The sequence below is a fragment of the Pseudarthrobacter sp. HLT1-3 genome (assembly GCF_059383535.1).
Genome location: NZ_JBWZCJ010000023.1, coordinates 40,911 through 67,388, shown reverse-complemented (window position 1 = coordinate 67,388; position 26,478 = coordinate 40,911). Strand labels below are relative to the sequence as shown.

Below are 26,478 nucleotides of genomic sequence, written 5' to 3'. Positions count from 1 at the left end.
CGGGACGGCCGCAGAACCTCTGGCGCCCGGGAACGTGCGGGGTTAAAGTGAGCACATGCTCACTGTTCCGGCAACGAGCGTGCCGTTGAACGTGCCTCGGCCCCGCACGGCATCCGCCGTGTGTTTCCTGCTTGCGCTGGCGTTGGGTACGGCCATGGCCGGGTGCGCTTACGAGTATGACGACGGTTTTTCCAGCGGGACGGAGTCCCCCGCCCCGGCATTCACCGATGCGGCCTTGCCGCGCGATCCCCAGTTCAACCAGCCCGTCACCGGCGCAGAACTGGACGCCTGGGTGGCCCTGGCGCTGCCCGACGCCGAGGGACAGGTGTTCCACAGCAACTTCGGCACCCTGGACGCGGGCGAGGAACGGGAAGAGGCCACCGCGAACCTGCCCGAGGGCAGCTACGCGATTACCCTTGCCTGCCGGAGCCCGCGGCGGGTGTCGTTCAGCGTGGAACATAACGAAAGTGATCTGGTGGACCTGAATCTGCGGTGCGGGACTTCACGGGTCAACGTGGTCTTTTTGCCCGCCGACGCCGTGCTGCACATCAAGGTGGACGCAAATGCGGGCGCCAACTTCGCCTACCGGGTGAGCCGGCTCTGAGCTTTCATGCCCGGGACGCGGGTGCCTGACGGCAGTGCGCGGGGCCAGCGCCGTCGCGTGAGCGCCGGGTCGGGCCGGAGACCTCAGGCCGCGCAGCCCTCCGGGCAGCGGAGCGTTTCGGGGCTGGCGGCGCACTCGGCGCAGTACAGCGTGAGGGTGCGGCAGGACAGGTTGGAGCAGTTCTCAAACTTGCTCGTGGGCGCGGAGCAGCGGACGCATTCGCCGATGGTTTTCGCGTCGCCGCTGAATTCCAGGTGCATGCGCTTGTCGAACACGTAGAGGGAGCCCTCCCAGAGGCCCTGGTCCTTAAAGGTTTCGCCGTAGCGGACAATCCCGCCGTCGAGCTGGTAAACCTCCTTGAAGCCGCGGTTCACCATCAGGCTGGACAGCACTTCGCAGCGGATTCCGCCGGTGCAGTACGTGACGACCGGTTTGTCCTTGAGGGCGTCGTACTTGCCGGAGTCAAGCTCCTTGATGAAGTCGTGGGTGGTGGCCACGTCCGGGACGACGGCGTCCTTGAATTTGCCGATCTGGGCCTCGAAGCCGTTGCGTCCGTCGAAGAAGACAACCTCCTCGCCGGCCTCCTTGCGCGCTTCCACGAGCCGGTGGAGTTCCTCGGGCGTGAGGTGCGTGCCGCCGCCGACGACGCCGTTGGCATCGACCCTGAGTTCCCCCGGGGCACCGAAGGACACAATCTCGTCGCGGACTTTGACGCTCAGCCGGGGGAAGTCCGCGGCGCCGCCGTCGGACCACTTCACGTCGATGCCGTGGAAGCCCTTGTATTCGCGGGTGGTCTTCACATACTGCTTGACCGCGTTCAGCTCGCCGCCAACGGTCGCGTTGATGCCGTCCTTCGAGATGATGATGCGGCCCGTCAGGCCAAGTTTCTCGCAGAGGGCACGCTGCCAGAGCCGGATGGCATCCGGGTCCGGGAGAGGGGTAAAGCCGTAAAAGAGCACAATTCTGTTCAAAGCCACGTTTTAAGGGTACTGGGTGGACCTGGGGCCCAAAGCACTCCAGGCTGCGGGAGAGCAATGTGAAGCCGGGACCGCTGGGCCTGTCCCGGCTTCACAGGTTCCGGCGGGCCGGTCACAATTGGGTAAGCAAGGATGTTCCCGGACCCGGCCCCCCTGTTGCTTGCGGCAGGGCTGGAATACGCTCGTGTCATGAGTCTTGAGGCCATGGTTGCAGACACCACGCATCTGCTGGAAATCTGGGTCACCGGCTGGGCTGGCTGCCGGGGGTATCAGACACGTCGGGAGGGCCGGTTCCCTGCGGCCTTCAGGGCCGACACCACCCACGAATGGGAGTACTTCGCCCATGACCCCTCCGAGGCGGAGTTCGCCGCGCTGGCCGCTGTCACCGCTGAAATCCCCGCCCGGGTCCTGACGATCCTCACCAATGACGTCCAGCGCTACTCCTTCCTCGCCCAGCAGCACGGGCTCAACGTCACGTCCGCCTCGCAGACCATGATGATCGTCGACATGGAGACCCAGGACTCCGAGGACCCCTGGCTTCCGGATGATGATCTCCAATGGACACAGTCCCGAACGGACGGCGTCCACCATGCCGTGGTCTACGCCGGGGACGAAGTGGCGGCCAGCGGGCGCGTTTTTGTCGTCGACCACACCGCAATCTTTGACAAGATCATCACCGAACCCGGCTACCTGCGCCGGGGGTTGGGCAGCTTCATCATGCGGGCCCTCGCCGCCCAGGCGTTCGAACACGACGTCGAAAACGGGCTGCTGCTCGCGTCCCTCGACGGGCAGAAGCTGTACTCGCACCTCGGCTGGGCCACGGTTTGCCATGTGCTGATGCTCTCCACCTCCGACGAGGGCTCGGACCTGTCCGTGGGCTGAGGTCCTGGCCGGCGCTCCTGGCGCCGGGGGTCCCGTGGGCCCGGCCGATTTGAGGCCGGGTGAAAGAATGTACGAGTGAACCCCCATGATTCCCTGATTCCGTTGCTGGGCCGCGGCCCGGACCCGGAACAGCTGCGTCATGTGCGCACCATCGCCGCCCGCCAGGCGGTGCATGCCCCGTGGCCCGACTGGGCCCACCCTGATGTGGTCAGCGCGTACGGGTCCCTGGGCATTCACGAGCCCTACCGCCACCAGATCGACGCCGCCGAACTCGCCCACGCCGGCGAGAACGTGGTGATCGCCACCGGCACCGCCTCCGGGAAATCGCTGGCCTACCAGCTGCCGGCGCTGGACGCGATCCACCGCTCCGAGCTGCGGGTCCTCGCCGATCCCGGCAGGATCCACGACGACGGCGCCGTCACCCTCTATCTGTCGCCGACCAAGGCCCTGGCCGCCGACCAGCTGGCCGCCATCCGGGCGCTGAAGCTCCCCACCGTGCGGGCCGAGACCTACGACGGCGACACCGACCCAGCGTCCCGCCGGTGGATCCGGGACCACGCTAATTTCATCCTGGCCAATCCGGACATGCTGCACTTCGGGATCCTGCCCAACCACGCCTGGTGGGCGCGGTTCTTCCGCCGGCTGCGGTACGTGATCGTCGACGAGGCCCACAGCTACCGTGGCGTCTTCGGATCCCACGTGGCCAACCTGATGCGCCGGTTGCGCCGCATCTGCGCCTACTACAGCCCGGACGGGTCCGGGCCGGTGTTCATCGCCGCCTCGGCCACAGCGTCCGAGCCCGGAACGTCCTTTGGCCGGCTCATCGGCGCTCCGGTGCGTGCCGTCTCGGAGGACTCCTCGCCCCACGGCTCCACCACCGTCGCGTTCTGGGAGCCGGCCCTGACCGAGCTCCGCGGCGAGAACGGCGCCACGCAGCGGCGCACGGCTGTTGCGGAAACCGCGGATCTGCTGGCCAACCTGGTGTCCTCGCGGGTCCGGACGATTGCCTTCATCAAGTCCCGGCGGGGCGCCGAAACCATTGCCTCCATCACCAAACGTCTCCTCGACGAGGTCGATCCCAGCCTGCCGCAACGGGTCGCGGCCTACCGCTCGGGCTACCTGCCGGAGGAGCGCCGGGCCCTGGAAAAGTCGCTGCGCTCCGGCGAGCTGCTCGGCGTCGCCAGCACCTCTGCCCTGGAACTGGGGATCGACATCTCCGGCCTCGACGCCGTGCTGGTCGCCGGCTGGCCGGGAACCCGTGCGTCGTTGTTCCAGCAGATCGGGCGGGCCGGCCGGGCCGGGCAGGACGCCATCGCGGCCTTTGTCGCGAGCGATGACCCGCTGGACACCTACCTGGTGAACCACCCCGAGGCCATCTTCGACGTCTCGGTGGAGGCCACCGTCTTCGATCCCGCCAACCCCTATGTGCTGGGTCCGCACCTGTGTGCCGCCGCCGCCGAACTGCCGCTCGGGTACGACGAGCTGGACCTGTTCGGTGCCACGTCCGAGAAACTGCTGGACCAGCTCGTGGCCCAGGGATATCTGCGCCGGCGACCCGCGGGGTGGTTCTGGACCCATCCACAAAGCGCTGCTGCGATGGTGAACCTGAGGGCCGACGGCGGCGGCCCGGTGAGCATCGTGGACGCCGACACCGGATCCCTGCTCGGGACCATGGATTCCCCGCAAACGCATTACCAGGCCCACACAGGAGCGATCTACGTCCACCAGGGCGAGAGCTACGTGGTGGAGGACCTGAACGAGGACGATCACTGCGTGGTGGTGCGCCGGGCGAACCCGGACTACTACACCACCGCCCGTGACGTGACCCAGATCGAGGTGCTCGAAACGCAGCGCACCACCCAGTGGGGTGACGTGGCCGTGCATTTCGGGGATGTGAAAGTCACCACCCAAGTTGTCTCGTTCCAGCGCAAGGCACTGATCTCGAACGAGATCCTCGGCGAGGAGCCGCTGCAGCTGGGTGCCCGCGACCTGTTCACCAAAGCGGTGTGGTTTGTCATGGACAACCGCACGCTGACCGGCGCGGGGCTGATCGAGGCCCAGTTCCCGGGTGCACTGCACGCCGCCGAACACGCGGCAATCGGACTTTTGCCCTTGGTTGCCTCCAGCGACCGCTGGGACATCGGCGGCGTGTCCACCGCGATTCATGCGGACACCGGGGTGCCGACCATCTTCGTGTACGACGGCCACCCCGGCGGGGCCGGCTTCGCCGAGCGCGGCTACGACAAGGCCCGGGTCTGGCTCGCCGCCACCCGCGACGCGATCAAGGCCTGCGAATGCGAGTCGGGCTGCCCGTCCTGTGTGCAGTCGCCCAAGTGCGGCAACAAGAACAACCCCCTCGACAAGGACGCCGCCGTGACCCTTCTCAACGTGCTGCTGAAGGACGCGGCGGACCAGATGAACGCCGGGCAGCCGGACCTTGCCGCCACACCGCTGCAGGCATAGCCGCGGCTTCGGCCGCCCGCTCACGGTGGCGGCCCCGCCCGGGCCAGCCCGGTGGCCGCACCCGCGGGGGTGCTGGCCTCCAGCTCAGTGCGGACCTGGACCGTGCTGCCGGCACCTTCCGCGCAGCTGAGGACCCTCGCCTTGTTCCGGCGCGCGACGTCCGCCGCGACGGCACACGGCTCGCCTGCAGTGATGCCCCGGGCAGCGTCCGCAGCGGCCAGCGCCGCCAGGTCTGCGGCTGCCGCGGCCCGGGTTGCCATCGCGGCCGATTGGGCCAGCAGCGCGATCATTACCGCGGCCAGCACGACCAGTAGCCCCAGCCCGAGCGCCAACACAGTTCCCGCCCCGCGCTCCGCGTGCCCGTCCGGAGCCGTCGGTGGCCGGCTCACGCCGCAAGACTTTGCAGCAGGTGGAGCCCTGCACCGACGCCCCTGGCCGCCGAGGGTTCAGCCGTTTCGCCCCGGGCCCAGGCGCGGGCCGAGAGAGTCCAGGGCAGAAGTGACCCGACAGTACCGGGGACTCTGCCGGAGACCGTCACGGTGAGCCATTCGCCGTCGGACGCCACTGCCGAAGCCGCCGAGTCCCCCGCGAGCCGGCGGACGATCACGTCCACGGCACCGGCGTCCTCGCCCCGGGCCAGCGCGCGGGCGCCGGCCCGTGCGGCTTCCTCCAGCCGAAGCTGGGTGACTCCCGCGGCTGAACCGGCCAGCAGCAGCCCGAGCAGGAGCAGGACGGCCGGCAGCGCCACCGCGAATTCAGCCGTGACCGCCCCGCGGCTTGTTGAGTCCCGCCGGCGCGGCCGCCACCGGCCGGCTGGCCGGCGGCGGAGCGCCACCTCCCGCGCCACTCCTCCGGCCGGCCTGCGGCGGCTCATGGCAAGGCGAGCGCGGTGCGGATGAGGTTCAGCAGGAAACCCCGGACCTCGTCGCTGCGCATGATGAACACGAGAATTCCGGCGAAGCCCACGGCGGCGAGCGTGGCGATGGCGTACTCGGCCGTCGCCATTCCTGCCTCGGAGCCAACCAGTCTTCGCCGCTTTCGTGTCCGGATCGGGTCAGCGGCGGAGGCCCCCGGATAGATTTCGCGGATCTCCGCGCCCTCCGTCCCGGGGTGAACGTGCCGGGCGTTGCCTGGGCCGAGGGGCGAAACGTGGTGGGTTGACATGACTTTCCCTTCTTGGTTTCCGGCGGGGCCGCCGGCTGTTCTTCGACTCTTCCGGCCCGCAGCGCAACAGGTAAGGCGCTCAGGGAGCCAAGTGGAAAACCGCCCCACAACCGGGGCTGTGGAGGAATGCTCCCCACCACCCATCGGCCACCCCGCCCGGCTCAGCCCGGCAGCATCGCCAGCAGCACCGGAACAACACCGAGGCAGATGAAGGCCGGCAGCGAACACAGGCCCAGCGGCACGACGAGCTTTACGCCCAGGGCCGCGGCCTGTTTCTCCGCGGACCGGAACCGCTCGCGGCGCATGCGGGCTGCCTGGGCGTAAAGGATGGCTGAGGACGGGGCGCCGTGAGCGCGGCAAATCCCAGCGCCTCGCGCACGGCGAGAAGTCCCGGCGACCGTACGTCGGAACTGCGCCAGGCCGTGTCCCAGTCGGCGCCAATGGCGAGCGCAGCGACGACCGGCCGCAGCGGAGCACGGACTTCCGGGGCAGCCAGCTCTGCGACGAGCGCAAGGGCCCGGCCGAGTCCGGCTCCCGCGTCGAGCATCGCGCCGATGAGTTCCAGCATCATGGCCGGGTCGCCGAGCCCGGGTCCCCCGGCCTCCCCGGCGTTTTCCACGGCCGGTTTGTCTGGGGTGTCCGAGCGTCCGGCGTCCGCGGAAGGCTGCGTCTGGCGTCGGAGTCTCCTCCGGGCCAAGCCTCGGTCCGAAAAGGCAGTCAGGGACGCGACCGCCAGCAGCGCAAGCACCGCAAGACCGCCGGCGTCCGCTGTCATGGCTGAAGTCCCGCGGCCGCCCGGACGAGCCGTGCCGACCAGATCCGGCCTGCCGCGGTCAGGGCCAGGCCCGCCGCGAGCGCCGCCACGCCAAGGGGAGTTCCCAGCAGGACCTTGACAGGATCCACCCCCAGCACCACACCCAAACCCAGTCCCAGGAACGGAAGCCACGTCAGCAGCCGGACGGTCGCCCGGGGCCCCGCGAGTGCCGTCTGGCGGGCGGCCTCGGCGTCGTCCTCGGCCTCGAGTTGGGCGGCGAACCGGGTCAGCACGTCAGCCAGCGGGCAGCCGCTGGCCTCGGCCACGTCAAAGCACGCGGCGAGCTGATACCAGACGCGCCGCTCACGGAGGTCCTCGCCCGGACCGGTGTCCCGGACCGGCCGGGCGGGGACTGCGCCGGACGTGCTCGCGCCAGCGGAACGGATGGCCGGCGCGACGGGTGAACCGCGCATTGCTGCGGCGCGGGCCGCGGCAAGGCGCCGCACGGATCCCGGCGCCAGCATCGGGCTCCGGCCCGAAGAACCTTCCCCGGTCCGGGACCCGGGCGGGTCTCCCACGTGCAGGAGCCAGAGCTCATCCCACAGCCGGGATGGAGTACGGCCGCCTCTCAGCAGTGCCGCCATCTGCTGGACGAGGAGGGTCATCGAGACCGTCGGTGCCTTTCGGGGCCGCCATCCGGCACCCCGGCCAGGACCCGGATGCGGCGGGGAACCGCCGGCCGGAGCACCCCGCACGGCTGCCAGCGCCGAGCGGATCCGAAACCGCGGCTCTCCAGAGGCCGAGAGTGCCAGGAACATGGCGAGGGCCAGGACGCCAATGAGCAGGGCGGTCACGCCGGCCCCAACCCGCCAGGGTGCCCCAACCCGCCCGACGCCAAACGGCCAGGGTCCCCCGGGCCGTGGCCCAACCCACTGGGCGCCTCCGCGTCCGGGTCCAATCCAAGACGGACCGCCAGCCCGGGCCAGGCCGGGCCGTGCCGGACGTCACCGGCGCAAATCTCCAGCGCAGCGCCGACCGTCAGGCCCGCCCGGCTGTCTTCCAGCACACCGATGCAGGCCACGGTCCGGCCGCCGTTGGTCCTTTCCACGTGGACAACGGTGTCCAGGGCGCTGGCCGCCTGCAGGCGGACCGCGTCCTGGCCCATCCCGGCCAGAGCCCCCAACGCCGTCAACCTGGCGGGCACATCGGCGGCCGTATTGGCGTGGATGGTTCCGCCGCCTCCACTGTGTCCGGTATTCATCGCAGCCAGCAGTTCACGCACCTCGGCTCCCCGGCACTCCCCGACGACCAGCCGGTCCGGCCGCATCCTCAACGACTGCCGCACGAGCTCGCCCAGGTCCACGACGCCGCCGCCTTCGAGGTTTCCGTGCCGGGCCTCCAGCGACACGACATGCGGGTGGACCGGGTTCAGCTCCGCGGCGTCCTCGATCAGGACCAGCCGCTCGCCCGGTAAACACAGGCCCAGGAGCGTGGCGAGCAGGGTTGTCTTGCCCACTTGACGCTAATGTACCCCCATGAGCAAAGCACGTTCGGCGATAGCAATCTACGCCCGGATTTCCCAGGACCGAACAGGTGACGAGTTGGGCGTGAAGCGGCAGTTGCTCGACTGCCGGGCTGAGGCCGAGCGGAGGGGCTGGCATGTGTCGGAAGAGTATGTAGACGATGACGTGTCCGCCTATTCGGGCAAGAAGCGTCCCGCCTACGAGCGGATGCTGCTGGACTTGGCAGAGGGACGACGAGACGGCGTGATCGTCTGGCACATGGACCGACTACACCGGCGGCCCATCGAGCTTGAGCGCTTCGTTGACACTTGCACCCGTGCAGGGGTGCGCGACGTGGTGACTCTTTCGGGTGACATCGATCTTGCAAAAGGAGACGGGCTACTGATGGCTCGTTTGCTGTCGGCTGTAGCTGCCAACGAATCCGACTCAAAGCGCCGGCGCGGCCAGCGCAAGTCCTTGGAAGTTGCGCAGTCCGGAACCCCTCACATGGGCGGCCCCCGAGTGTTCGGCTTCCAGAGCGACAAGACAACCCACGAGCCGGCCGAAGCGGGTGTTATTCGTGACTTAGCCTCCCGCGCGCTAGCAGGTGAAACGCTTACTTCCATGGCGACTTGGTTGCAGGATAATGACATCCGCACTGTCGGCGGAAAGGAATGGCGCACCAATACGGTGCGGGCCTTCCTCACCAACCCTCGCTACTGGGGCATGCGCGTACACCAGGGCCAGATCATCGGCCCTGCGACGTGGGAACCAATCATCACCCCCGAGCAAGGCGAACGCCTGCAACGGTTGCTGCTGGACCCGGCCCGCCGCACGAACCGGAGTGCACGCCGGTATCTTTTGACTGGGCTGCTTGTCTGCGGCAAGTGCGGGACCCGGCTTAACTCAGCGCCGCGCGGTGAGATACGTCGATATGGCTGCCGCAAAGGACCCGACACCCGGGGTTGCGGAGGCGTCTATATTTACGCTCAGATGCTGGAGGAGTTCATCGCTCAGGCCGTCCTTTACCGACTGGACTCACCATTCATGCACGAGGCTCTCACGGACGGCGACACAGACCAGGAGGAAGCCCGATCCTTGGGTGATGCCATCCAGTCAGACACGAACAGGATGGACGACCTAGCCACGATGTGGGCGGACGGAGAAATCTCACGCACGGAATGGGCCAAGGCCCGGAACCGGATTCAAGAGCGTTTGGAACGGAACCGCCGCACGTTCGCACGCCTCACGCACCGAGACGCAGTGGCTGACTACATAGGCCATGGAGAACAGCTACGAGCCCAATGGGACGGTCTCAACCTGTCCCGCCAGGTGGCAATCGTTAAAGCGGTCCTGAACCACGTGACGATTCTTCCGGCCAATACGCCAGGCCGTCACGGGCTGGACCCGGAGCGCGTCGTACCTGAATGGCGGCAGTAGCGGCCGGGCGGTCCGTCACGTGCTCGGCGCTGGCGCGCCATGCGCGCGTGCACGGCCCGTCCCGGCACCCAGCAGCACGCCTATCTCACGCAGGGCCGCCAAATCCGTGACCTTCTCGGGCACGCCTTGGGCCTGACAACTCGCCTGCACCCAAGCTGCTATCAACTCCGGCTCAACCATCACGCACCCCACTGAGCCCAGACCGCCGGAGGACCAGCCCAATCCTCCACCGAAGCCGACGACCATTCGGTGCCAGGAGCAGCGCCCATGTAATCAGTCGCCTGTGCCAACACTTCGGCTGCCGAACTGCCATGCAGTGCCATGCCGTGCGGCGTGAAACCCTGCGCGACGTCGTACCGATGCAGCCCGAACACGCGCGAACCCGGATCTACGAACGTCTTAGACACGTACTTAGACAAGTACCCGGCAGCGTGTCGTGCCTCGGATAGCGCATTAGAGCCAACGCCCAACCCGCCGAGCAGCTTGATATGGACGAAACCCCGGCCCCACGCTTGCTCCAACTGTCTGCGCCGGATGAACCGTCCGACAGCAAAATGCACATGAAGGCCATGGTCTGTCTTGTGCCACTCGGGAACCCACACGTAGGGAAACGGGTCACCACCCAGAACTGCCCTGAGGTTACGGAAGAAATCAGCGACGTGCAGACGGAGTTGCTTTGGGTCATGGCAGCCGACGGCGTAGGTCAGCGTTCCCAGGCGATTGAGCCGATTAGCCGCGCAATACCGCCGGAGCTTGGCCCGTGCACGACGGCCGGCCTCGGCGGCTGCCCGCTCGGGATCAGCCGCCGACCCTTTCGCAACGTAAGTCCGGAGAGGCTTCTGCGAACTGACGAAGCATCCGCCGCCCTCACCGGCTTCTGGATACAGCGTGAAGGACCATCCGGCGTCAGGCGCGATAAGCCGATGCAATGAGTGCGTGACAGGAGTAGTAGGCATTGGGACCCCAGGAACGAAACCGACAAGGAATCGCTGAAGTCCACCGAAAAAGTTAGAAAGGGATCGGGCTAAGACAGGGGCTTCAGCATCCGGTCTCGCTCCGGATGGGCCCTCTCTGTTTTAACCGTGAGCATTATCGGGAACGCGGGCCTACCACGTCGCTCGGCCCTCAGGACGGCCACCCTGCAAATTATGTATTCCGGCCCTGAGTTGGTTCTGCCGGGTACTGCAATGCGCCCATCCTGCCACACGAATTACACAGCTGTCACTACCTGCCGCGTAACCGTTCGTCCTCGGACGCAGAGCGTCCTCCGGGCGCTGCGTCACTTGCCACCGATGAGCAGCTACCCTGAGCGTCATGCATGGAACATACAAACCCGACGGCGAGCACGGCCCTGACGTCATGATTGTGGGAACCTGGGGCGGCTCCCAGCCCCACCTCGCCTTCCTTGACGACCCGGCGATGACATTTTGCGGCGTCGAGACTTCCGGACCCACACGCACATGGTTCGCACTGACAGGATGCAAGCGCTGCGCAACTTCAGCGCGGAAGAAAGGCATCTCCGCGGTCACCGATGTAGACGGTGACATGTGCCTGATTTAGTTCCCGAGTTATGTTGCTATTTCAAGTCAAGTGCGCGCCTACGGCGCGCCCTGCCCTGCTACCGGAATATCGCGATGGCGTGCAGGATCACCGTTGGCGAGTTGAAAAGGAAATCATCCTCTGACATCTCAACACCCAGCGCCTTCGCAGGCTCAATCATGTTCTTCATTCCCTCGGTCACAACATTGGCCTCCAGGGATGTGGGTGGGGTGTCGCGCATGACCCTGATGGCCGGATAGTTCTCGTCCTCTTCCAGCAGCGCTTCAACCTGACCGATAATGGTAAATTCGCCCTCAATCCCCTGTGCTCCCCCAATCAGGAAGGCTTCGTCCAGGCCCGCCATGATCCGTGGGTGTTGAATACCAAAGGGCGCAATCTGCACCAGTTGCATGCGCGTCTCACCCTTGCCACGTATCCAGCCCGCCATCATTCTTGCTGTCTTTTTCAAGCCGGCGATTTCGGCTGTCGGCCGCTTCAGTGCTGAATCCGGATTTCCAGCTTCATTGGAAAACGAAATAAAAGCTGAAAACACGCGGTGCAGGGGAGCAAGTGTTACGCGAGCGGTGAACTCTACGGTGTCCCCAATCCCGATCTCTTCACGAATTTCTTCGTCCCAGTTGTCGAGGGTTCCGAACGCGCTGGCCGCATGAAGATGTTTGTACCAGGCATCGAAGGAGGAGAAAATCGTCCGGGTCCTGACCATCTCTTCATGGATGTCGGCAGACTTCTTCTTCCCACCGGATGCCTTGAGTGGGCCGTAACCAATAGTCCCCTCCAACCCACCTTCACGAGCTTCTGAAGCCTTTTGGATGATCTCGTCAATCTTTCCTGCTTCGACTGCTGACAGGGAATTGATGACTGTCTCGTGATTCAGGTACAGGAACTCACGGTGCAACTTAGTCTTCGGCTTGTTGTATCCAGCCACTTGGCCCTCCTGCCAATAGTCAGTCTTGAACGTACACGGCAGTAGGCCATACTCCCCAAGACCAGACGATACCCTGCAAAAGCCCCACAGACGTTCCCGAGTCCTAGACGTAAGAATGAACCGACACGCAACTGCTCACTTCATTGGGCCTAAAGCAAAGCGTCCTTGTGCGCCATCCGAACCGCCTTGGCCAGCTCGGTTCGCCAGCGCCGCACATCCGCGCCGCGTGTCTTACAAGCGTGACAATTAGGGCAGAGAGCAACCATGTTCGTGGGGTGGTCGTTCCCACCAAGTCCCAAATCCACGATGTGATCGACATCCAAAATTGGTTCGCCTCGACGGTTCATCTCTGCTGGCATACCTGTACAACGCGCGCTTTCGCAGCGTCCACCACACCTGACCAAAACCGCTTGACGCGCCGCAGCGCTACGTGCGAAGTCAACGCGCACGACACCGTCCCGACGACGGGGCTGCCCGCGGCCCTCAACGCGGTTCAACAAATTAGCGTAGGAAGCCCCAGGTCTAGCTTCAGGGACTTCCGGACCGTCGTCCGGCTCAGCTGAGGCTTCGTCTAGAGCAGTAATCGTATCCTCGGGCCATTCGCTTTGTTCGGGCCCAGGTACCGCTTCCAACCGCCATTCAATTTCTGGACGGGCTACATGGTCCTCACCAACTCCTTGAACCCAAGCGCGACCAATCACCGCCGCCCATGTGAGGAAAACAAAGGAGCCGCCGAGCGGTTTGTACCAAAACCGGACAGGCGAACGGGAACCACGAGCAGTTTCGAGCAGCGCGTTTCCGCCAGCATTCAGCCTGTGGGCCCCGTTGAGGCCCTCGCCACGGTACCCGAACTGTTCCGTCAACGTGGGAGGTTCGTCCGCATATGGGCCGGCAGCATCGGAAAAAACGTTAACCACGCTTTCCCCTGGAAACCTCACGATGCCCGCCTGTTTATTCCCCCCGAACGCGTTGTAGATTTCCGTTCGGCTTCCAAACTCGTTGCCAAGTCTCGGAGGGTTCACTTGCGCAGCGGTCACCACGTCGAAGCCGAGCCGCTGGAGCGCGCGAACAGCGCCGTTGGAGCCACCGCTAAAGTCTCCCGGTTTCAACGTGCCAACGTCGGGGTGTTGTCGCCCGAATGCGACAGCGACGACCGGCTTAGAGTCGAACAACTCGCCGTCAATTCTCAGAAAGTAGTCACGCGACTCCTCAAATTCGTAGTGGCCCAGGAAAGCAGCGCGCTGTAGCCGGCGAAACTCACCAACTGCCCAAAGAACGGCCTGCGGGTCGTCGAGCTGACTAAGCCGAGCCATAGGACTCCCCTCCAAGTTCGATTGATGGAACGTAAATTGCCACTAGGCGGGACGTCTGGCGACAGCTCCAGCGCTGTACCACTCGACCAGCGTGGCGGCCAGGGCTACTGCTGCCCGGGCCTCCTCGTGATTCACGTCGCTGTAGTCAACGCTTCCATGGCGGTCGCGGTGCCCGTGCCAAAGCGTCCGCGTCGACGTGAGTATAAGTTCGGTACTGGGGGCATGCTGATGCTCTCGCAGCGGAAGACGCCAGTCTCCCTGATCCCGCATCTGAGTTATGACCGTGCCGAGCGTGGCAGCCTTGTTATTCGGCTGTACGACGTCGATTGCCGCAATCTCCACGGCCCGGACTGCATCGGCGTATCCGGCGCTGTCATTCGGCTGAAGCCCATGAACATGAGCCCAAGCACGCGCGAGAATCCTCCCAGCGGAGCCCGCAGAGTGGATGACACCCTCAACGCTGGCCTGTACGCCCTCGGGTACCCGCTCGGCAAGCCCAATTCGTCCCGCCCGCTCTCCAACGGTCCACTTTGACCGCCCCGCCTTCAGCAAACCCTCCAGGGTCCGCGCATTTTGCGCAGTCACGTACGAGGCCGATGCGGAGACGACGTAATCAACAATACGAAGTAATTCCATGTCCGATACAAGACGCAGCTGGTAGAGAACATGCTCGGACTGTACGAAAATACCGCCAGTGGAGACGCCGAGGTCTACCCGAGTGTTCAACTGAACATCAAGGCATTTCGGGGAGCTGTAGTACGACCTGTCCTTGAGGTAGGCGTCGACGTAGCCGATCAACGGCTCCTTGAGCCAGACAGGAACACCCGCGACAAGAACCTCATACTCGACTACTTCGTTATCGTCTAGCCCAAAGGGCACCCACTCGGCTGTCATGCTACGCATCTTGCCAGAAAATTACTCCGTTGTTGTTTTGGCCACATGCTTTACTACGGTGCTCAAGACTTGGCGGTGCATTAAGAACTTGTCGGATTTCCCGACCCCGTTGCGCCGCTGATCAGGAAACTCAGACGGCGCTCCACCATCCGCTCCAGCACGGTCTGCACGAAGGACCCGAACATCCCGTTGCGCCTGAGCTCGTCCATCGAGAAGACCCGTTCCCGGCGGATTCTGATGCTCAGCAGTGTCCCGGCCGTGGAGATCGGCGGCAGGACAGCGTGCACGCGGAAGCCGCCGTCGAGTCTGATATCGACGCAGGGTGAGCCATCGTCCAGGCGCCGACCGCCGGCCGCCACCAGCCGGGCCGCCAGCGCCCGGACCTGCGGTTCACCGGAGAAGGCCACCGGTGCCCGCTCGAGTCCGCCGCCGCGGTCCAGCCAGACGGAGCCAGGGCCGTTGACGAAGATGTCGGTCACGGCCGGGTCCCGGACCAGCACCTGCAAAGGACCGAGGCCGTTCAGTTCCGCACTGATCCCCTCGACCGCGGCCAACGCGCCGGCGGTCCCCAGCAGGCGTCCGCTCGCTTGCACGGCGGCTGCCACGCGCGACGGCGTCACCGGCCCGGCGTCGGACATCACGGATTCGCGGACGGATTCCAGCAGCCGGGCGTCAACGGCGGCGCGGGCCGGCGTGCGGTACCGCGGGGCGCCCGGGCTTGCTCCGCCGTCCGGGGGGCCCGGCGCGGAATGGGAGCTCATCCGGCGGCTCCCGCGCCGAAGTCCAGCACCATTCCGGCGAACCGCCGGACGTTGCGCTGCCGTGCGGTGTCCAGCAGGCGCCCGAGTTCGGTCGCCGCCGCGGCACGCCGGACGTCCGGCATGATTCCGGCCAGCGGCAACCCGACGGACTCGGCAATCAGCCCGGCGTCCAATGCGGCCCCCGGTGTGCCCCGCACGACCAGCACAGTCTCCACCGCGGGAAGGTCCTGCAGGAGCCTCGCCGTTGCCACGGCCGCGCGCAGCAGCGCGGGCGCGATGACGACTATCCGGTCGCAGTCCCAGGCGAATGTCCGCAGCGTGTCCCGTCCCCGGCCGATGTCCACGAGAACGAGCTCGTGGCCGCGCCGGGCGGCGTCCAGGACTCCGGCGACGACTGCCTGGTCCACTCCGTTGTGGCGCTCCCTGTTGCCGGGCCAGGAAAGGAAGGGGAACCCGCCGGCCAAGGGCAGGGAATCGGCGAGCTGGCGGGGATCAATCGTGCCGCTGGCGTCGGCCAGATCCGGCCAGCGGAGACCGGGGGTTTCCTCGGCAGCGAGCGCGAGCTCCAGACCCCCGCCCCACGGGTCGCCGTCGACGAGCAGGACCCGCATTCCCTCCCGGGCGGCAGCATGGGCAAGCCAGACCGCGGCCGTGCTGGCCCCCGCGCCGCCGCAGCCGCCGACAATGCCGAGGACTGTTCCGCCGGACTCAGGGGTGCGGGCACGGGTGAGGTACTCGGCGAGCCAGGACGCGGCATCGGGCAACACCGCGACCCGTTCGGCCCCGATGGCGGCCGCCAGGTGCCACAGACCGTCGCCGTCCCCGTGGTGGCCCACAAGGACAGCCGGTGAACGCCCCCGCGGCGGCAAGTCGGGGATGTCGCTGCCGAGCAGCACCACCGCGGCCGTGTCCCACACCGCCGACGCCTCCCTGATGCTCCGCACCGTCCGCAATTGGCCGCCGGATGCCGCCACCACGCGTTCCACTTCACCGCGCAGCACCTCGGAGCCCGTCACCAGCAGCGTCTGCGCCGAGTCCTCGGGCAGCCACCGCACAGCTCCCGGCACGGGGTCGGAGCCGGTGCCCGGCGCGCCTGATGCCCCGGGGAACGGCCGGGCGCCGGCCCGTGGCTCAGCGCCGGCCCAGGGAGCGTTGCCTGCGAGGGGATCAGGGCCGGCGGCCGGGAGTTGGTGCCTGCTCATGCGGCCACTCTTCCGGGCCGCGGGGCCGGCCATAACCCGCGCGGGCCGCTATGTGGACAAGCTTTGGACCAACCAGGGACAAGCACCAGACGTTGATGCACCAGCAGCCGGCCGGCACCATGGACGGGCCCGGTGAACGGGGAAGCCCGCCGGCAGGGCAGAATTGACTCCATGTACCTGCTGCTCGCCGCCCACGCCGACGGCGCAGCCCTTCAGGAACTCACCGCGGACGGCGCCCCGCACCCTGACGCACCGGCCGCCCGGATCGTCAGCGCCGGCGAGCTGACCGGCGTCGTGCGTGGCCTCGAACGACGGCGGCCGCGCTGGATCTGGCACCGCACCCAGGACTGGTACCCCGCGCTGCTGGCCGCCGGCGTCGAGCTGGAACGCTGCTACGACCTCACCCTGTGCGGTGCGATCCTGGCGCACTCGGAGTTCACCGCCCACACCGCGTACGCACAGCACGCCGAGAAACTGACCCAGGACGAGGAACTGCCGCCGCGCGCGCTGCAGCCGCCTCCCCCGCCCGCTGACCAGGGCGCCCTGTTTGACGATCCCGGCCTGCGCAAATCACCCCGCTACAGCCCCGAGGACCTCCGCACGGAATACGCGGCCCAGCAGCAGGCACTCAGCCAGGCGGCAGGGCCCGGCGTCGAACACTCCGGCGAGAACCGCAGGCAGCGCCTCCAGCTGCTGCTCGCGGCCGAGTCCGCCGGTGCCATGATCGCGGCGGAAATGCAGCACACCGGTGTGCCGTGGCGCGAGGAACTGCATGAGCAGATTTTGGCGGACTACCTCGGCCCCCGTCCTCCCCTGGGCCAGCGTCCGGCCAAGCTGGAGGCGCTCACTGCCGAGCTGCGGCGGCTGCTGAATTCGCCCTCGCTGAACCCGGATTCGCCGCAGGAGCTGATGCGCGCCCTGCACCGGAACGGCATCGAGGTGAAGACCACGCGGCAGTGGGAACTCAAGGAATCCAGCCACCCGGTGATTGAGCCGCTGCTGGAATTCAAGAAACTCTCCCGCCTGCACGCCGCCAACGGCTGGGTGTGGCTGGATGCGTGGGTCACGGCTGGCAGGTTCCAGCCGGAGTATGTGGTGGGCGGAGTGGTCTCCGGCCGTTGGGCGTCCCGCGGCGGCGGCGCGCTGCAGATTCCGCGCCAGATCCGCGGCGCCGTGCATGCCGATCCGGGGCACAAGCTGGTCGTCGCCGACGCCTCGCAGCTCGAGCCCCGGGTGCTCGTGGCGCTTGCGCAGGACGCCAGAATGGCTGAAGCCGCGCGCGACAAAGACCTGTATGCCGGCATCGCCGCGCAGGGTTTCGGCGGTGACCGCGCCAAGGCGAAGGTGGCACTGCTCGGAGCCATCTACGGGGCAACGACCGGCGAATCCGGGCGCCTGATGCCCCAGCTGACCCGGACCTATCCCCGGGCGGTCGGTTTCGTGGAACACGCAGCCCGCGAGGGTGAGGCCGGCAGGACCGTCACGTCACGGCTGGGCCGCAGCAGCCCGCCGCCGTCGGACCGCTGGCTGCAAAGCCAGCAGTCGACCAGCGCCGAGGAACAGCGCCGGGCCGATTCGATCGCCCGCTCGCGCGGCAGATTCACCCGGAACTTCGTGGTTCAGGGTTCCGCGGCGGACTGGGCGGCCTGCTGGCTGGCGGAACTACGACGCCGGCTGCGCGCCCTGCGCGCGGACGGAACCCCCGCCGGGGAACTGGTCTTCTTCCTGCACGACGAAGTCATGGTCCACTGCCCCGAAGCCGCCGTGGACGCCTGCGTCCGCGCAATCGAGGACGCCGCGAACGCCGCCAAGGAACTGCTGTTTGGCAGAATCCCGGTGGAATTCCCGGTGAGCGTCGCCGTCGTGGACTCGTACGACAACGCCAAATAGTCCGCCGGGGTCGCCCGCCGTAACGTACCCGCCGGTAGCGTTGTGTGCCCGTGTGACGGCGGTTACCCTCGAAGGGCCGGTCGGTGATCCGACAGCGGGCTGGCATGCAACGACGCATATTCCTTGGGGAGGCAACACATTGGCTGGAATTTTTGAGATCGCCGAGGCCGGCGAGACGAAGTACTTCTTCAAGCTGACGGCATCCGACGGAACGGTGGTCGCCGTTTCACCTCTGTTCAACACCATCAAGGGCGCCGCCGCGGGCATTCGGGCCGTGCGGGAGAACGCCGCGACCGGGCTGGTCGTCGACAACTCCGGTCGACGCAGCAAGTCCGTACCCCTGAAGGCCGCCACCCGGCCCGGCACGCTTCACGGTGCGAGGCTGGCTCCCAGTTAGGACCATGGCTTAGGTCAGGACCATTTGGGCGGGGCCGGGGGCTCCGGCAAGGCCGGGACCTACCGCCTCAGCCGTGCAGCCTGCTCCAGGTGTCGACACTGAGCAGACGCGTCCGGTCCCACGGGACCGCCCAGCCCAGCTGGTCGAAGAGCTGGCTGAGGATCATCCCGGTAAAGCCCCAGACCACCACGTCATTGACGGTAAACGCGGGACTCTCGAACGTTTCCCCGGCCCGGGTCACGGTGGCCATCACCCGGTTGTCCGGGTCGAGCAGATCCCGGACCGGAACGCGGAAGACCTGGGCGGACTCGCCGTAGTCCACCACGCGCACGGGAGACTGGGACGCCCACCAGCCCAGAACCGGCGTCACGAGGAAGTTCCCCCGGGGAAGCGCCAGTTCCGGCATCACGCCGAGGACCTCGACACCGGCCGGGTCCAGCCCGGTTTCTTCTTCGGCTTCCCGGAGGGCGGCGCCGATGACGGATTCTCCCGGGTCGATGCCGCCGCCGGGGAACGCGACCTGACCCGGATGGTCATCCAGGGTATGGGCGCGCTGCAGCAGCAGGACATCCAGGCTGGCCGGCGCCAGGAGTTTGACCGAGGTCGCCGGGACATCATCGAGGGAGCCAAACAGCATCAGCACGGCCGCCCGGCGGATCCGGCCGCCGGACTCGACGGGGATTTCGCGCCAGCGCGGGTCCGGGGACGGCGCCGTCCCGGCCTCCACCGCGGCCGCCAGATCGATCAGGTCCTGGCGGGCCGTCACAGCGGCCTCCGCTGGGATTCCATCCGGATTTCCGCGGCACGGTGTGTTTCGGCGAGGAGCTTCGACAGCAGCTCTTCCTGCCCGGGCGCCAATTCGTACTTGAGCAGCTTCTTCGCCTTCTCCGGGTCGGTCTCCCCCATCCCGTAGCTCGGGCACCAGTTCGCCACAGCACAGGAGCCGCAGGCGGGCTTGCGGGCATGGCACACCCGCCGGCCGTGGAACACCACCCGGTGCGAAAGCATGGTCCAGTCCTTCGGCTCGAACAGTTCACCGACGTCGGCCTCGATCTTGACCGGATCATCGGAATCCGTCCAGCCGAAGCGCTTCGCGAGCCGGGCAAAGTGCGTATCCACCGTGATTCCGGGGATGCCGAACGCGTTGCCGAGCACCACATTCGCGGTTTTCCGTCCGACGCCGGGAAGCGTCACCAGATCGGCCAGCCGGCCCGGGACTTCGCCGTCATACTCATCGACGAGCCGGTTGCACAGCGCCATCAGGTTCCGTGTCTTGGCCCGGAAGAACCCGGTGGGCTTGATGACCACTTCCACTTCGGCCGGGTCCGCCTCAGCCATGCTCCGTGCGTCCGGATAGCGCGCGAACAGCAGGGGCGTGATCTGGTTGACGGTGACGTCGGTGGTCTGCGCGGACAGCACCGTGGCCACCAGGAGCTCGAACGGGCTGCGGAAATCGAGCTCCGCGTGCGCGTACGGATACTGCCCCGCCAGGGCCTTGTTGATCCGCCGGGCACGCCGTTTCAGGCCCAGCAGCGACTCCCCCGCGGTCCGCGCGCGGACACCCTTGGGACCGGCACTCTTGCTGCGGGCGCCCTTGACGCGGGTTCCCTGGGGATCCGCAGTCTGGGGATCCGCCGTCTCGAGCCCCGCCGCCTGGAGCCCCGCGCCCTCGAGCCCCGCGCCGTCGGAACTCGCAGCCTGGGAATCATCGCTTTGCGGACCGGGTGCGGCGCCGCCGGGTGCGGGTTTGCTGAACTCGATGGCCACGGGGATTGGCTAACCGCGCTCGATGTTGCTGAGATCGCGGAGCAGGCCCACGCGGCCGTCGGTGTGCTGGACGAGGAACTCGTGGCCCCGGTCCTCAAGGGCGAGCACCCAGCCGCCGGGCTCAATCACGAACGCCGGTGCTCCGCTGTGCTCGTCCACTGCGGTGCGGGGCTGGGCGACGGCGAACCAGAATGCCTCGTGGACGGGCTGGACGTCGTCGTCTTCTTCCGGACGGCTCGCGGGGTCAACCGTGGCGCCGATCGGCTCCTGCTCGCGCACCCGCGGGTTCACCGTGGTGGGGGCGTGGCCCGAAGCCGCGGGAACGTCGGCCGCCCGGGTGTCCTCCGCGGCCGCGGCGGCCCGGGCGTGCGCGTCCGGAACCTGCCCGGCGGGGGCTTCCTCAGCGTTTTTCCCGGCGGACGCTGCGGCAGGGGCCACGACCGCGGCGGCCTGGGTCTGCTCGACGCCGGACGGCGCTGCCGGCGCGGACGCCGCGGACGCCGCGGACGCCGCGGACACTATCCCGCCGACCTGGGTTTCCGGGGAACCCACGACCGGAGCGGGCGCGGCGGCCCGTGCCGGTGCTTCCCCGGCTGCTGCCGGCGTCGACGCTGCGGGACGCACTGCTGACGGGCCCGACACGCCTGCCGGGACGGCGGCGTCGGGCTTTCCGCCCGAGGTCATCCGCTTCGCCCAGCCGGCGACGGGATTGGCGCCTTGGGCCTTCGGCGCGTGCTCGTCTTTGGCTTCTTTCGGCGCCTTCGGGGCGCGCGGCTTGCGGTCGGGGACCGCAGACTCGCGGGCCAGCACGTGGGCAGGGACCTCGGCGCGGTCCAGGAAGTCACCGGCGAAGTACGGGATCAGGCGGCCCAGCACGGTGGCCGCGAAAAGTCCAAGGGCGCCGACCAGGGCCAGCAGCATGCTGGGGACGTAGGCGCCGGCAATGGCCAGGAAGAAGAACGCGACGGCGAACGACGCGACCACGGAGCCGAACTGGTCAACCGACAGGGAGCCAATCCGGATCTTCGTCCCGGGGCTGAGCCTGCGCGCCGCGAACAGGGCAGTCACGATCACCGGCAGCAGGATCCCGAGGCCCAGGAAGAACAGGCTGCCGAGGTTCCACAGGTTGTAGCGGCCGGCAAACATCGGGATCAGCGACGCAACGAACAGAATAAGCGTCGAGCCGAAAACGGTCAGATCGCGGATGGTGAACGGTCCGAGGACCGCTTCGTTCTTCTTGCCGGCCGGCTTGCTGGTTGCCTTGTCGACCGTAAAACGGGGGGCGTCCCCGTAGCCGGCAGGCTGGTCCCCGCTGCCGTTGCCCTGGCTTTGGGCGGGCGTCTTGAGTTGCCCGTTTGCTTGCTCGTTCATTCGGTTCTCCTTAGCATGGCGGCACTCTGGACAGCGCCGTCTAACAGCAGGCCGAGCAGGGACCGTGGGCGGTCCTGTCGCCTCCATCGGATGTCACAACTTCATCTCAGCCTAGTCAAGTGGCAGGCCGATCACTAGCTGACAAGCCGGGGGCAGGGGCACGAACTGACGTCCCGGTTTTGCTGCGCGGGGCACCCCCGCCGCCACTCGGCGCTTAACAAACACCGCTCACGGTTCGGCATGTGACGCGGCACACGTCCGACGCGGCGCAGGCGTTAGTGTGTATTTCGGAACAGCTTTTCGCGGTACGTCCGTGACCAGCCGATGCCCGACGACGCGCAAGCGGCCCGGCGCTGCGGCGGGAACGGATGCTCCCCACAGCACGGATCGATGAATGATGAGGTTCACCATGTCCCAGCAGACACCCGGCTCCACGACGACGCAGGCTCCCCAGCGCGATGCCTTCGAAAACCTGTCGCAGGAGAACCGTAAGTTCGCCCCTTCTCCCGAGTTCGCCGCCAACGCCGTGGTCACCGCCGCGGACTACGCCGAGGCCGACGCCGACCGGCCCGCCTTCTGGGCGAAGCAGGCCCGCGAGCTGCTGAGCTGGAGCAAGGACTTCAGCCAGGCCCTGGACTGGTCCAATCCTCCGTTCGCGAAGTGGTTCGTCGGCGGCGAGGTCAACGCGGCCTACAACGCGCTGGACCGCCACGTCGAGGCCGGCCACGGCGACCGCGTTGCGATCTACTTCGAGGGCGAACCGGGCGATACCCGGACGTATACCTACGCCCAGCTCACCGACGAGGTCAAGAAGGCGGCCAACGCCTTTGAGTCGCTCGGCGTCGCCAAGGGCGACCGTGTGGCCGTGTATTTGCCGATGATTCCCGAGGCTGTCATCACGCTGCTGGCCTGCGCCCGGATCGGCGCCATCCACTCGGTGGTCTTTGGCGGCTTCTCCGCCGAGGCGCTCCGCTCCCGGATCGACGACGCCGAGGCCAAGCTCGTGGTCACCGCGGACGGCACCTACCGCCGCGGCAAGCCCAGCTCGCTCAAGCACGCCGTCGACGACGCGTTGTCCCACGAGGGAGACGGTTCCGGGCACACTGTTGAGAACGTCGTGGTGGTCAAGCGCAACGGCCAGGACGTCGACTGGCACGAGGGCCGGGACCACTGGTGGGCGGACACGGTCGAGACCGCCTCGCCCGAGCACACCGCCGTCGGGCATGACTCCGAGCACCCGCTCTTTATCCTCTACACCTCCGGGACCACGGGCAAGCCCAAGGGCATCCTGCACACCACCGGCGGCTACCTCACCCAGACCGCCTACACGCACAGGGCCGTCTTTGACCTCAAGCCGGAAACCGACGTCTACTGGTGCACGGCCGACGTCGGCTGGATCACCGGGCACTCGTACGTCGCCTACGCCCCGCTCCTGAACGGCGCCACCCAGGTGATGTACGAAGGCACCCCGGACTCCCCGCACCAGGGCCGCTGGTGGGAAATCGTGGAGAAGTACAAGGTCTCCATCCTCTACACCGCACCCACCGCGATCCGGACGTTCATGAAGTGGGGCAAGGAGATCCCCGCGAAATCGGACCTCTCCTCGATCCGCGTCCTGGGCTCCGTCGGCGAACCCATAAACCCCGAAGCGTGGATGTGGTACCGCGAGGTCATCGGCGGCAATGCCGGCAAGAACGGCGAGCGGAAAGAAACCCCGGCCCCGGTCGTGGACACCTGGTGGCAGACCGAAACCGGCGCGCAGATGATCGCCCCGCTGCCCGGCGTCACGGCCACCAAGCCCGGCTCGGCCCAGGTCCCGCTGCCCGGCATCGCCGTGGACGTCGTGGACGAGGCCGGGGAGTCCGTGCCCAACGGCTCCGGCGGCTACCTCGTGATCCGCGAACCGTGGCCGGCCATGCTGCGCGGCATCTGGGGCGACCCGGAGCGCTTCAAGGAAACCTACTGGTCCCGCTTCGAGACCATGTACTTCGCCGGGGACGGCGCCAAGAAGGACGAGGACGGCGACATCTGGCTGCTCGGCCGGGTCGATGACGTGATGAACATTTCCGGCCACCGCCTCTCCACCGCCGAAATCGAATCCGCCCTCGTGTCCCACCCCGCCGTCGCCGAGGCCGCCGTCGTGGGCGCCGCGGACGAGACCACCGGCCAGTCCGTCGTCGCCTTCGTGATCCTGCGCGGCGACGCCGTGGACACCGGGGACGCGATCGTGCAGGAACTGCGGAACCACGTCAGCAAGGAGATCGGGCCGATCGCCAAGCCCAAGACCATCCTGGTGGTGCCCGAACTGCCCAAGACCCGCTCGGGCAAGATCATGCGCCGGCTGCTCAAAGACGTCGCGGAAGGTCGCGAAGTCGGCGACGCCACCACCCTGGCCGACAACACCGTCATGGCCCAGATCGCGCAGTCGCTCCGGAAGTGAGCGGGAACCCGGTCCGGGCTGCGCGGGGCGGAGCGCTGCAGCGGTGAGCGACGCGTGTGAGGTGCGGCGCGGGTGACCTTTTCCGTGTCGCGCCGGGTCGCCGCGCCCGTGCAGGATGTCTGGGCCCTGCTCACCGATCCTGGGAAGTGGCCGGACTGGGGGCCGTCGATCACCGGCGTCGAGCCCGCCCCGGCCGGAACGCCGGCGGGGACCGCGGCCGGAGGGATTGGGCTCGGCAGCCGTGGCAGGGTCCGCACCGTCCTGGGTGCGGCGCTGCCTTACACCGTGACAGCGTTCGAGCCGGCACGGTACTGGTCCTGGTCCGTGGCGGGGGTCCCTGCCACGGGCCACCGGGTCGTTCCGCAGCCCGGCGGCTGCCTCGTCACCTTCACCGTCCCGTGGTGGGCGCCCGCCTACCTTCCGGTGTGCGCCCTGGCGCTGCGGCGGATAGAGCGGCTCGCGACACGTTAGGGACGTCCGGGACACGTTGAGAACTCAGGCCCCGGAGCAGGCCCTGACCAGGACTACCTCGAAGCTCGTGGCCTGAGGCGTCGAGAACTTCGCGTTGACGAGGGCGAGGGTATCGCCGAACAGCGCCGCCGTCGTCGGGACGTCGAAGTTCGGGCTGGTGATGACTTCCTGCACCTTCCCCCTGCCCAGCGACCCGTTCAGTTCGATCCGGCTGACCTGGTTCGAGAAGTTCTGCACGGCCCAGAGGGTGTCGCCACGGACCACGATGCCGTCGACGTTCGTCACCTCGACCGGGGCGCCGGAGGAGTCCGTGACGCGGATCTGCTTGTTGGATCCGTCGTCCGGGTCCACCGCATACAGGGCACCGCGGGCGAAGTGGGCCACGATCAGCGTGTCCCCGTCGTCGGCGGCGGCGATGCCGTTGAGGTTGAACCCCTTATCCACGGTGCCGGCCGGCGCTTCCAGCGCCAGGGTCTGGACGTCGCCCAGTTCCCCGTTGTGGCCGATCGGTATCCGGTACAGCTCGCCGGCACTGGAATTGGTGAACCACGCGCCGTCGCCGGTCAGCGCGACGTCGTTGATGAAGCTGGCACCGGCCGGCGCGAGCTCATAGATTCTCGCGGTTTCTTTGGTCTCCAGGTCATACACATAGGCCTGGCCGGTGGCGCCGCCGGCGACGAACAGAAGGTCGTTGTCCCGGTCGACTTTCAGACCGACGGCCGCCCGGCCCTCCGGGGCAGTGATGAACAGTTTTGCGGTGCCTTTGTCGATGTCCCCCCGGAAGATGTTGCCCTTGAGCAGGTCGCCGGCGAAGAACGTACTTCCCTCCCCTGCGGCGATGCCTTCAGCGCCGGTAGCGCCGGGGAGTGTGATGACCGGGGACCGGTCATCCCGGTCCCCGCCGGAAGCGGCGGCCGGGGGCGCCGGCACGAGAAACGCGGCCAGGGCGATGATGCCCACGGCGAGCCGGCGGAATGATTTTTCTGCATGAATGCTGCGCATGATGTGCTCCGAGATCGGGCTTTCCGCGCACGAGCTGACCGGTACGGGAGCTCCGCACGGTGGTCCTTTCAGTTTAAGCAGGGCAGCAGCTGGGTTCCAGTGCCCGCCGGCCGCCCCCGGGCAGTCATCTGCGCACGGCCATGCGCCGTTTCCGCTGACGTTTCCGCTGACGTTTCCGCAGCCGGAGGCGGCGGGCCGCAACGCAACGCGATACATTGGCAGGCATGAGCGAAACCACCCCCGGCGGCGCCGGCCGCGGCACCATCCTGGTCCTCAACGGACCCAATCTGAACCTGCTCGGCACCCGCGAACCCGACAAATACGGCACCGCCACCCTCGCCGACGTCGAACAGCTCGCCAAGGACACCGGCGCGGCGCACGGCCTGGACGTCGAGTGCTTCCAGTCCAACCACGAGGGTGCGCTCGTGGACGCCATCCACGCCGCCCGCGGGAAGGCGCTAGGCATCGTCATCAACGCCGGCGCGTACACGCACACCTCGGTCGCCATCCGGGACGCCATCTCCGCAGTGCAGCTGCCCGCCGTCGAGGTCCACATCACCAATGTCCATGCCCGCGAGGAGTTCCGGCACCACTCCTATCTCTCCGACATCAGCAAGGCCGTGATCGCCGGCGCAGGCGTCCTGGGCTACCAGTTCGCCGTGGAGTACCTCGCCGGGCTGCAGGCCGGCAAGGACTGAA

The 26,478-nt window shown here is 67.4% G+C and carries 23 protein-coding genes and 3 pseudogenes; 9 read left to right on the top strand and 17 right to left on the bottom strand.

Annotation, left to right across the window (positions count from 1 at the left end; translation table 11 throughout):
- Positions 1-55 precede the first annotated feature (55 nt).
- Positions 56-604 carry a DUF6023 family protein gene (locus AC50X9_RS17780; RefSeq protein ID WP_494895660.1) on the top strand — a complete coding sequence of 183 codons (549 nt, stop codon included), beginning with the start codon at positions 56-58 and terminating at the stop codon, positions 602-604.
- A gap of 83 nt (positions 605-687) precedes the next feature.
- Here the strand turns inward: AC50X9_RS17780 and trhO are convergent, their stop codons facing one another.
- Positions 688-1,581 (bottom strand): oxygen-dependent tRNA uridine(34) hydroxylase TrhO, encoded by an 894-nt coding sequence (gene trhO, locus AC50X9_RS17775; protein WP_494895659.1) that lies wholly within the window; start codon positions 1,579-1,581, stop codon positions 688-690.
- A gap of 189 nt (positions 1,582-1,770) precedes the next feature.
- Between trhO and AC50X9_RS17770 the strand changes: the two genes are divergently transcribed.
- Together AC50X9_RS17770 and AC50X9_RS17765 are read left to right on the top strand one after the other, a co-directional pair.
- Positions 1,771-2,463: a GNAT family N-acetyltransferase gene (locus AC50X9_RS17770; protein ID WP_494895657.1), complete on the top strand. Its 693-nt coding sequence runs from the start codon at positions 1,771-1,773 to the stop codon at positions 2,461-2,463.
- Positions 2,464-2,538: 75 nt separating this feature from the next.
- The gene (locus AC50X9_RS17765; protein ID WP_494895655.1) at positions 2,539-4,926 is read left to right on the top strand and encodes a DEAD/DEAH box helicase; all 2,388 of its coding nucleotides are present in this window, start codon (positions 2,539-2,541) and stop codon (positions 4,924-4,926) included.
- A gap of 20 nt (positions 4,927-4,946) precedes the next feature.
- Here AC50X9_RS17765 and AC50X9_RS17760 read toward each other — a convergent pair whose 3' ends face one another.
- From AC50X9_RS17760 to AC50X9_RS17735, 6 genes and pseudogenes are all read right to left on the bottom strand, one after another.
- Positions 4,947-5,315, bottom strand: coding sequence for an Rv3654c family TadE-like protein (locus AC50X9_RS17760; protein WP_494895653.1), 369 nt, complete (start codon positions 5,313-5,315; stop codon positions 4,947-4,949).
- Positions 5,312-5,800: a TadE family type IV pilus minor pilin gene (locus AC50X9_RS17755; protein WP_494895652.1), complete on the bottom strand. Its 489-nt coding sequence runs from the start codon at positions 5,798-5,800 to the stop codon at positions 5,312-5,314. The genes AC50X9_RS17760 and AC50X9_RS17755 overlap by 4 nt, the downstream gene beginning before the upstream one ends.
- Positions 5,797-6,198, bottom strand: a complete 402-nt coding sequence (locus AC50X9_RS17750) for a DUF4244 domain-containing protein (protein ID WP_494895650.1) — start codon at positions 6,196-6,198, stop codon at positions 5,797-5,799. Before AC50X9_RS17750 ends, AC50X9_RS17755 begins: the two co-directional genes overlap by 4 nt.
- Positions 6,199-6,251: 53 nt before the next feature.
- Positions 6,252-6,865: pseudogene (locus AC50X9_RS17745) on the bottom strand (type II secretion system F family protein).
- Positions 6,862-7,698 (bottom strand): hypothetical protein, encoded by an 837-nt coding sequence (locus AC50X9_RS17740; protein ID WP_494895648.1) that lies wholly within the window; start codon positions 7,696-7,698, stop codon positions 6,862-6,864. The pseudogene AC50X9_RS17745 and the gene AC50X9_RS17740 overlap by 4 nt, the downstream one beginning before the upstream one ends.
- Positions 7,695-8,357: pseudogene (locus tag AC50X9_RS17735) on the bottom strand (ATPase, T2SS/T4P/T4SS family); the annotation flags it as partial. The pseudogene AC50X9_RS17735 and the gene AC50X9_RS17740, both read right to left, overlap by 4 nt.
- Positions 8,358-8,379: 22 nt before the next feature.
- Between AC50X9_RS17735 and AC50X9_RS17730 the strand changes: the two are divergent.
- A complete protein-coding gene (locus AC50X9_RS17730) occupies positions 8,380-9,786 on the top strand; it encodes a recombinase family protein (RefSeq protein WP_494895646.1) in 1,407 nt (468 codons plus the stop codon).
- Positions 9,787-9,965: 179 nt separating this feature from the next.
- Here the strand turns inward: AC50X9_RS17730 and AC50X9_RS17725 are convergent, their stop codons facing one another.
- The 6 genes and pseudogenes from AC50X9_RS17725 to ssd form a co-directional block, all read right to left on the bottom strand.
- Positions 9,966-10,742, bottom strand: coding sequence for a rolling circle replication-associated protein (locus tag AC50X9_RS17725; RefSeq protein WP_494895644.1), 777 nt, complete (start codon positions 10,740-10,742; stop codon positions 9,966-9,968).
- A 662-nt stretch (positions 10,743-11,404) separates the two neighbouring features.
- Complete coding sequence (locus AC50X9_RS17720; protein ID WP_494895640.1) at positions 11,405-12,271, bottom strand: DUF6414 family protein; 867 nt, start codon at positions 12,269-12,271, stop codon at positions 11,405-11,407.
- Positions 12,272-12,420: 149 nt separating this feature from the next.
- Entirely contained in the window at positions 12,421-13,584 is a 1,164-nt protein-coding gene (locus AC50X9_RS17715) for an SRA domain-containing endonuclease (RefSeq protein WP_494895635.1), read from the bottom strand.
- A 42-nt stretch (positions 13,585-13,626) separates the two neighbouring features.
- Positions 13,627-14,478, bottom strand: coding sequence for a hypothetical protein (locus tag AC50X9_RS17710; RefSeq protein ID WP_494895633.1), 852 nt, complete (start codon positions 14,476-14,478; stop codon positions 13,627-13,629).
- An 89-nt stretch (positions 14,479-14,567) separates the two neighbouring features.
- A pseudogene (locus AC50X9_RS17705) lies at positions 14,568-15,239 on the bottom strand (ATPase, T2SS/T4P/T4SS family); the annotation flags it as partial.
- Positions 15,236-16,441: a septum site-determining protein Ssd gene (ssd, locus tag AC50X9_RS17700; protein WP_494895631.1), complete on the bottom strand. Its 1,206-nt coding sequence runs from the start codon at positions 16,439-16,441 to the stop codon at positions 15,236-15,238. The pseudogene AC50X9_RS17705 and the gene ssd, both read right to left, overlap by 4 nt.
- A gap of 171 nt (positions 16,442-16,612) precedes the next feature.
- On the opposite strand from ssd, the gene AC50X9_RS17695 reads away from it, so the two are divergent.
- Both AC50X9_RS17695 and AC50X9_RS17690 read left to right on the top strand, forming a co-directional pair.
- On the top strand, positions 16,613-18,331 hold the full coding sequence (locus AC50X9_RS17695) for a bifunctional 3'-5' exonuclease/DNA polymerase (RefSeq protein WP_494895683.1): 1,719 nt from the start codon (positions 16,613-16,615) through the stop codon (positions 18,329-18,331).
- 139 nt (positions 18,332-18,470) lie between these two features.
- Positions 18,471-18,728 carry a YegP family protein gene (locus AC50X9_RS17690; RefSeq protein WP_494895629.1) on the top strand — a complete coding sequence of 86 codons (258 nt, stop codon included), beginning with the start codon at positions 18,471-18,473 and terminating at the stop codon, positions 18,726-18,728.
- A 67-nt stretch (positions 18,729-18,795) separates the two neighbouring features.
- Here AC50X9_RS17690 and AC50X9_RS17685 read toward each other — a convergent pair whose 3' ends face one another.
- The 3 genes from AC50X9_RS17685 to AC50X9_RS17675 form a co-directional block, all read right to left on the bottom strand.
- Positions 18,796-19,494, bottom strand: coding sequence for an NUDIX hydrolase (locus AC50X9_RS17685; protein ID WP_494895627.1), 699 nt, complete (start codon positions 19,492-19,494; stop codon positions 18,796-18,798).
- Entirely contained in the window at positions 19,491-20,261 is a 771-nt protein-coding gene (gene nth / locus AC50X9_RS17680) for an endonuclease III (protein WP_494895681.1), read from the bottom strand. Before nth ends, AC50X9_RS17685 begins: the two co-directional genes overlap by 4 nt.
- 243 nt (positions 20,262-20,504) lie before the next feature.
- Positions 20,505-21,866: a hypothetical protein gene (locus AC50X9_RS17675; protein ID WP_494895625.1), complete on the bottom strand. Its 1,362-nt coding sequence runs from the start codon at positions 21,864-21,866 to the stop codon at positions 20,505-20,507.
- A 409-nt stretch (positions 21,867-22,275) separates the two neighbouring features.
- On the opposite strand from AC50X9_RS17675, the gene acs reads away from it, so the two are divergent.
- Together acs and AC50X9_RS17665 are read left to right on the top strand one after the other, a co-directional pair.
- A complete protein-coding gene (gene acs / locus AC50X9_RS17670) occupies positions 22,276-24,306 on the top strand; it encodes an acetate--CoA ligase (RefSeq protein WP_494895623.1) in 2,031 nt (676 codons plus the stop codon).
- Positions 24,307-24,378: 72 nt separating this feature from the next.
- Positions 24,379-24,777, top strand: coding sequence for an SRPBCC family protein (locus tag AC50X9_RS17665; RefSeq protein WP_494895620.1), 399 nt, complete (start codon positions 24,379-24,381; stop codon positions 24,775-24,777).
- Positions 24,778-24,801: 24 nt separating this feature from the next.
- Here AC50X9_RS17665 and AC50X9_RS17660 read toward each other — a convergent pair whose 3' ends face one another.
- Positions 24,802-25,779, bottom strand: coding sequence for an SMP-30/gluconolactonase/LRE family protein (locus AC50X9_RS17660; RefSeq protein WP_494895616.1), 978 nt, complete (start codon positions 25,777-25,779; stop codon positions 24,802-24,804).
- Positions 25,780-26,003: 224 nt separating this feature from the next.
- Between AC50X9_RS17660 and aroQ the strand changes: the two genes are divergently transcribed.
- Positions 26,004-26,477, top strand: a complete 474-nt coding sequence (aroQ, locus tag AC50X9_RS17655; protein ID WP_494895612.1) for a type II 3-dehydroquinate dehydratase — start codon at positions 26,004-26,006, stop codon at positions 26,475-26,477.
- Position 26,478: the final 1 nt, after the last annotated feature.

Excerpts from the sequence above, each read along its gene's own strand:
- AC50X9_RS17730 (WP_494895646.1), top strand. The coding sequence starts at position 8,380 with ATGAGCAAAGCACGTTCGGCGATAGCAATCTACGCCCGGATTTCCCAG.
- ssd (WP_494895631.1), bottom strand. The coding sequence starts at position 16,441 with ATGAGCAGGCACCAACTCCCGGCCGCCGGCCCTGATCCCCTCGCAGGC.
- AC50X9_RS17675 (WP_494895625.1), bottom strand. The coding sequence starts at position 21,866 with ATGAACGAGCAAGCAAACGGGCAACTCAAGACGCCCGCCCAAAGCCAG.
- AC50X9_RS17755 (WP_494895652.1), bottom strand. The coding sequence starts at position 5,800 with ATGAGCCGCCGCAGGCCGGCCGGAGGAGTGGCGCGGGAGGTGGCGCTC.
- AC50X9_RS17660 (WP_494895616.1), bottom strand. The coding sequence starts at position 25,779 with ATGCGCAGCATTCATGCAGAAAAATCATTCCGCCGGCTCGCCGTGGGC.
- AC50X9_RS17770 (WP_494895657.1), top strand. The coding sequence starts at position 1,771 with ATGAGTCTTGAGGCCATGGTTGCAGACACCACGCATCTGCTGGAAATC.
- acs (WP_494895623.1), top strand. The coding sequence starts at position 22,276 with ATGTCCCAGCAGACACCCGGCTCCACGACGACGCAGGCTCCCCAGCGC.
- AC50X9_RS17715 (WP_494895635.1), bottom strand. The coding sequence starts at position 13,584 with ATGGCTCGGCTTAGTCAGCTCGACGACCCGCAGGCCGTTCTTTGGGCA.
- AC50X9_RS17710 (WP_494895633.1), bottom strand. The coding sequence starts at position 14,478 with ATGACAGCCGAGTGGGTGCCCTTTGGGCTAGACGATAACGAAGTAGTC.
- AC50X9_RS17695 (WP_494895683.1), top strand. The coding sequence starts at position 16,613 with ATGTACCTGCTGCTCGCCGCCCACGCCGACGGCGCAGCCCTTCAGGAA.
- AC50X9_RS17725 (WP_494895644.1), bottom strand. The coding sequence starts at position 10,742 with ATGCCTACTACTCCTGTCACGCACTCATTGCATCGGCTTATCGCGCCT.
- AC50X9_RS17780 (WP_494895660.1), top strand. The coding sequence starts at position 56 with ATGCTCACTGTTCCGGCAACGAGCGTGCCGTTGAACGTGCCTCGGCCC.
- aroQ (WP_494895612.1), top strand. The coding sequence starts at position 26,004 with ATGAGCGAAACCACCCCCGGCGGCGCCGGCCGCGGCACCATCCTGGTC.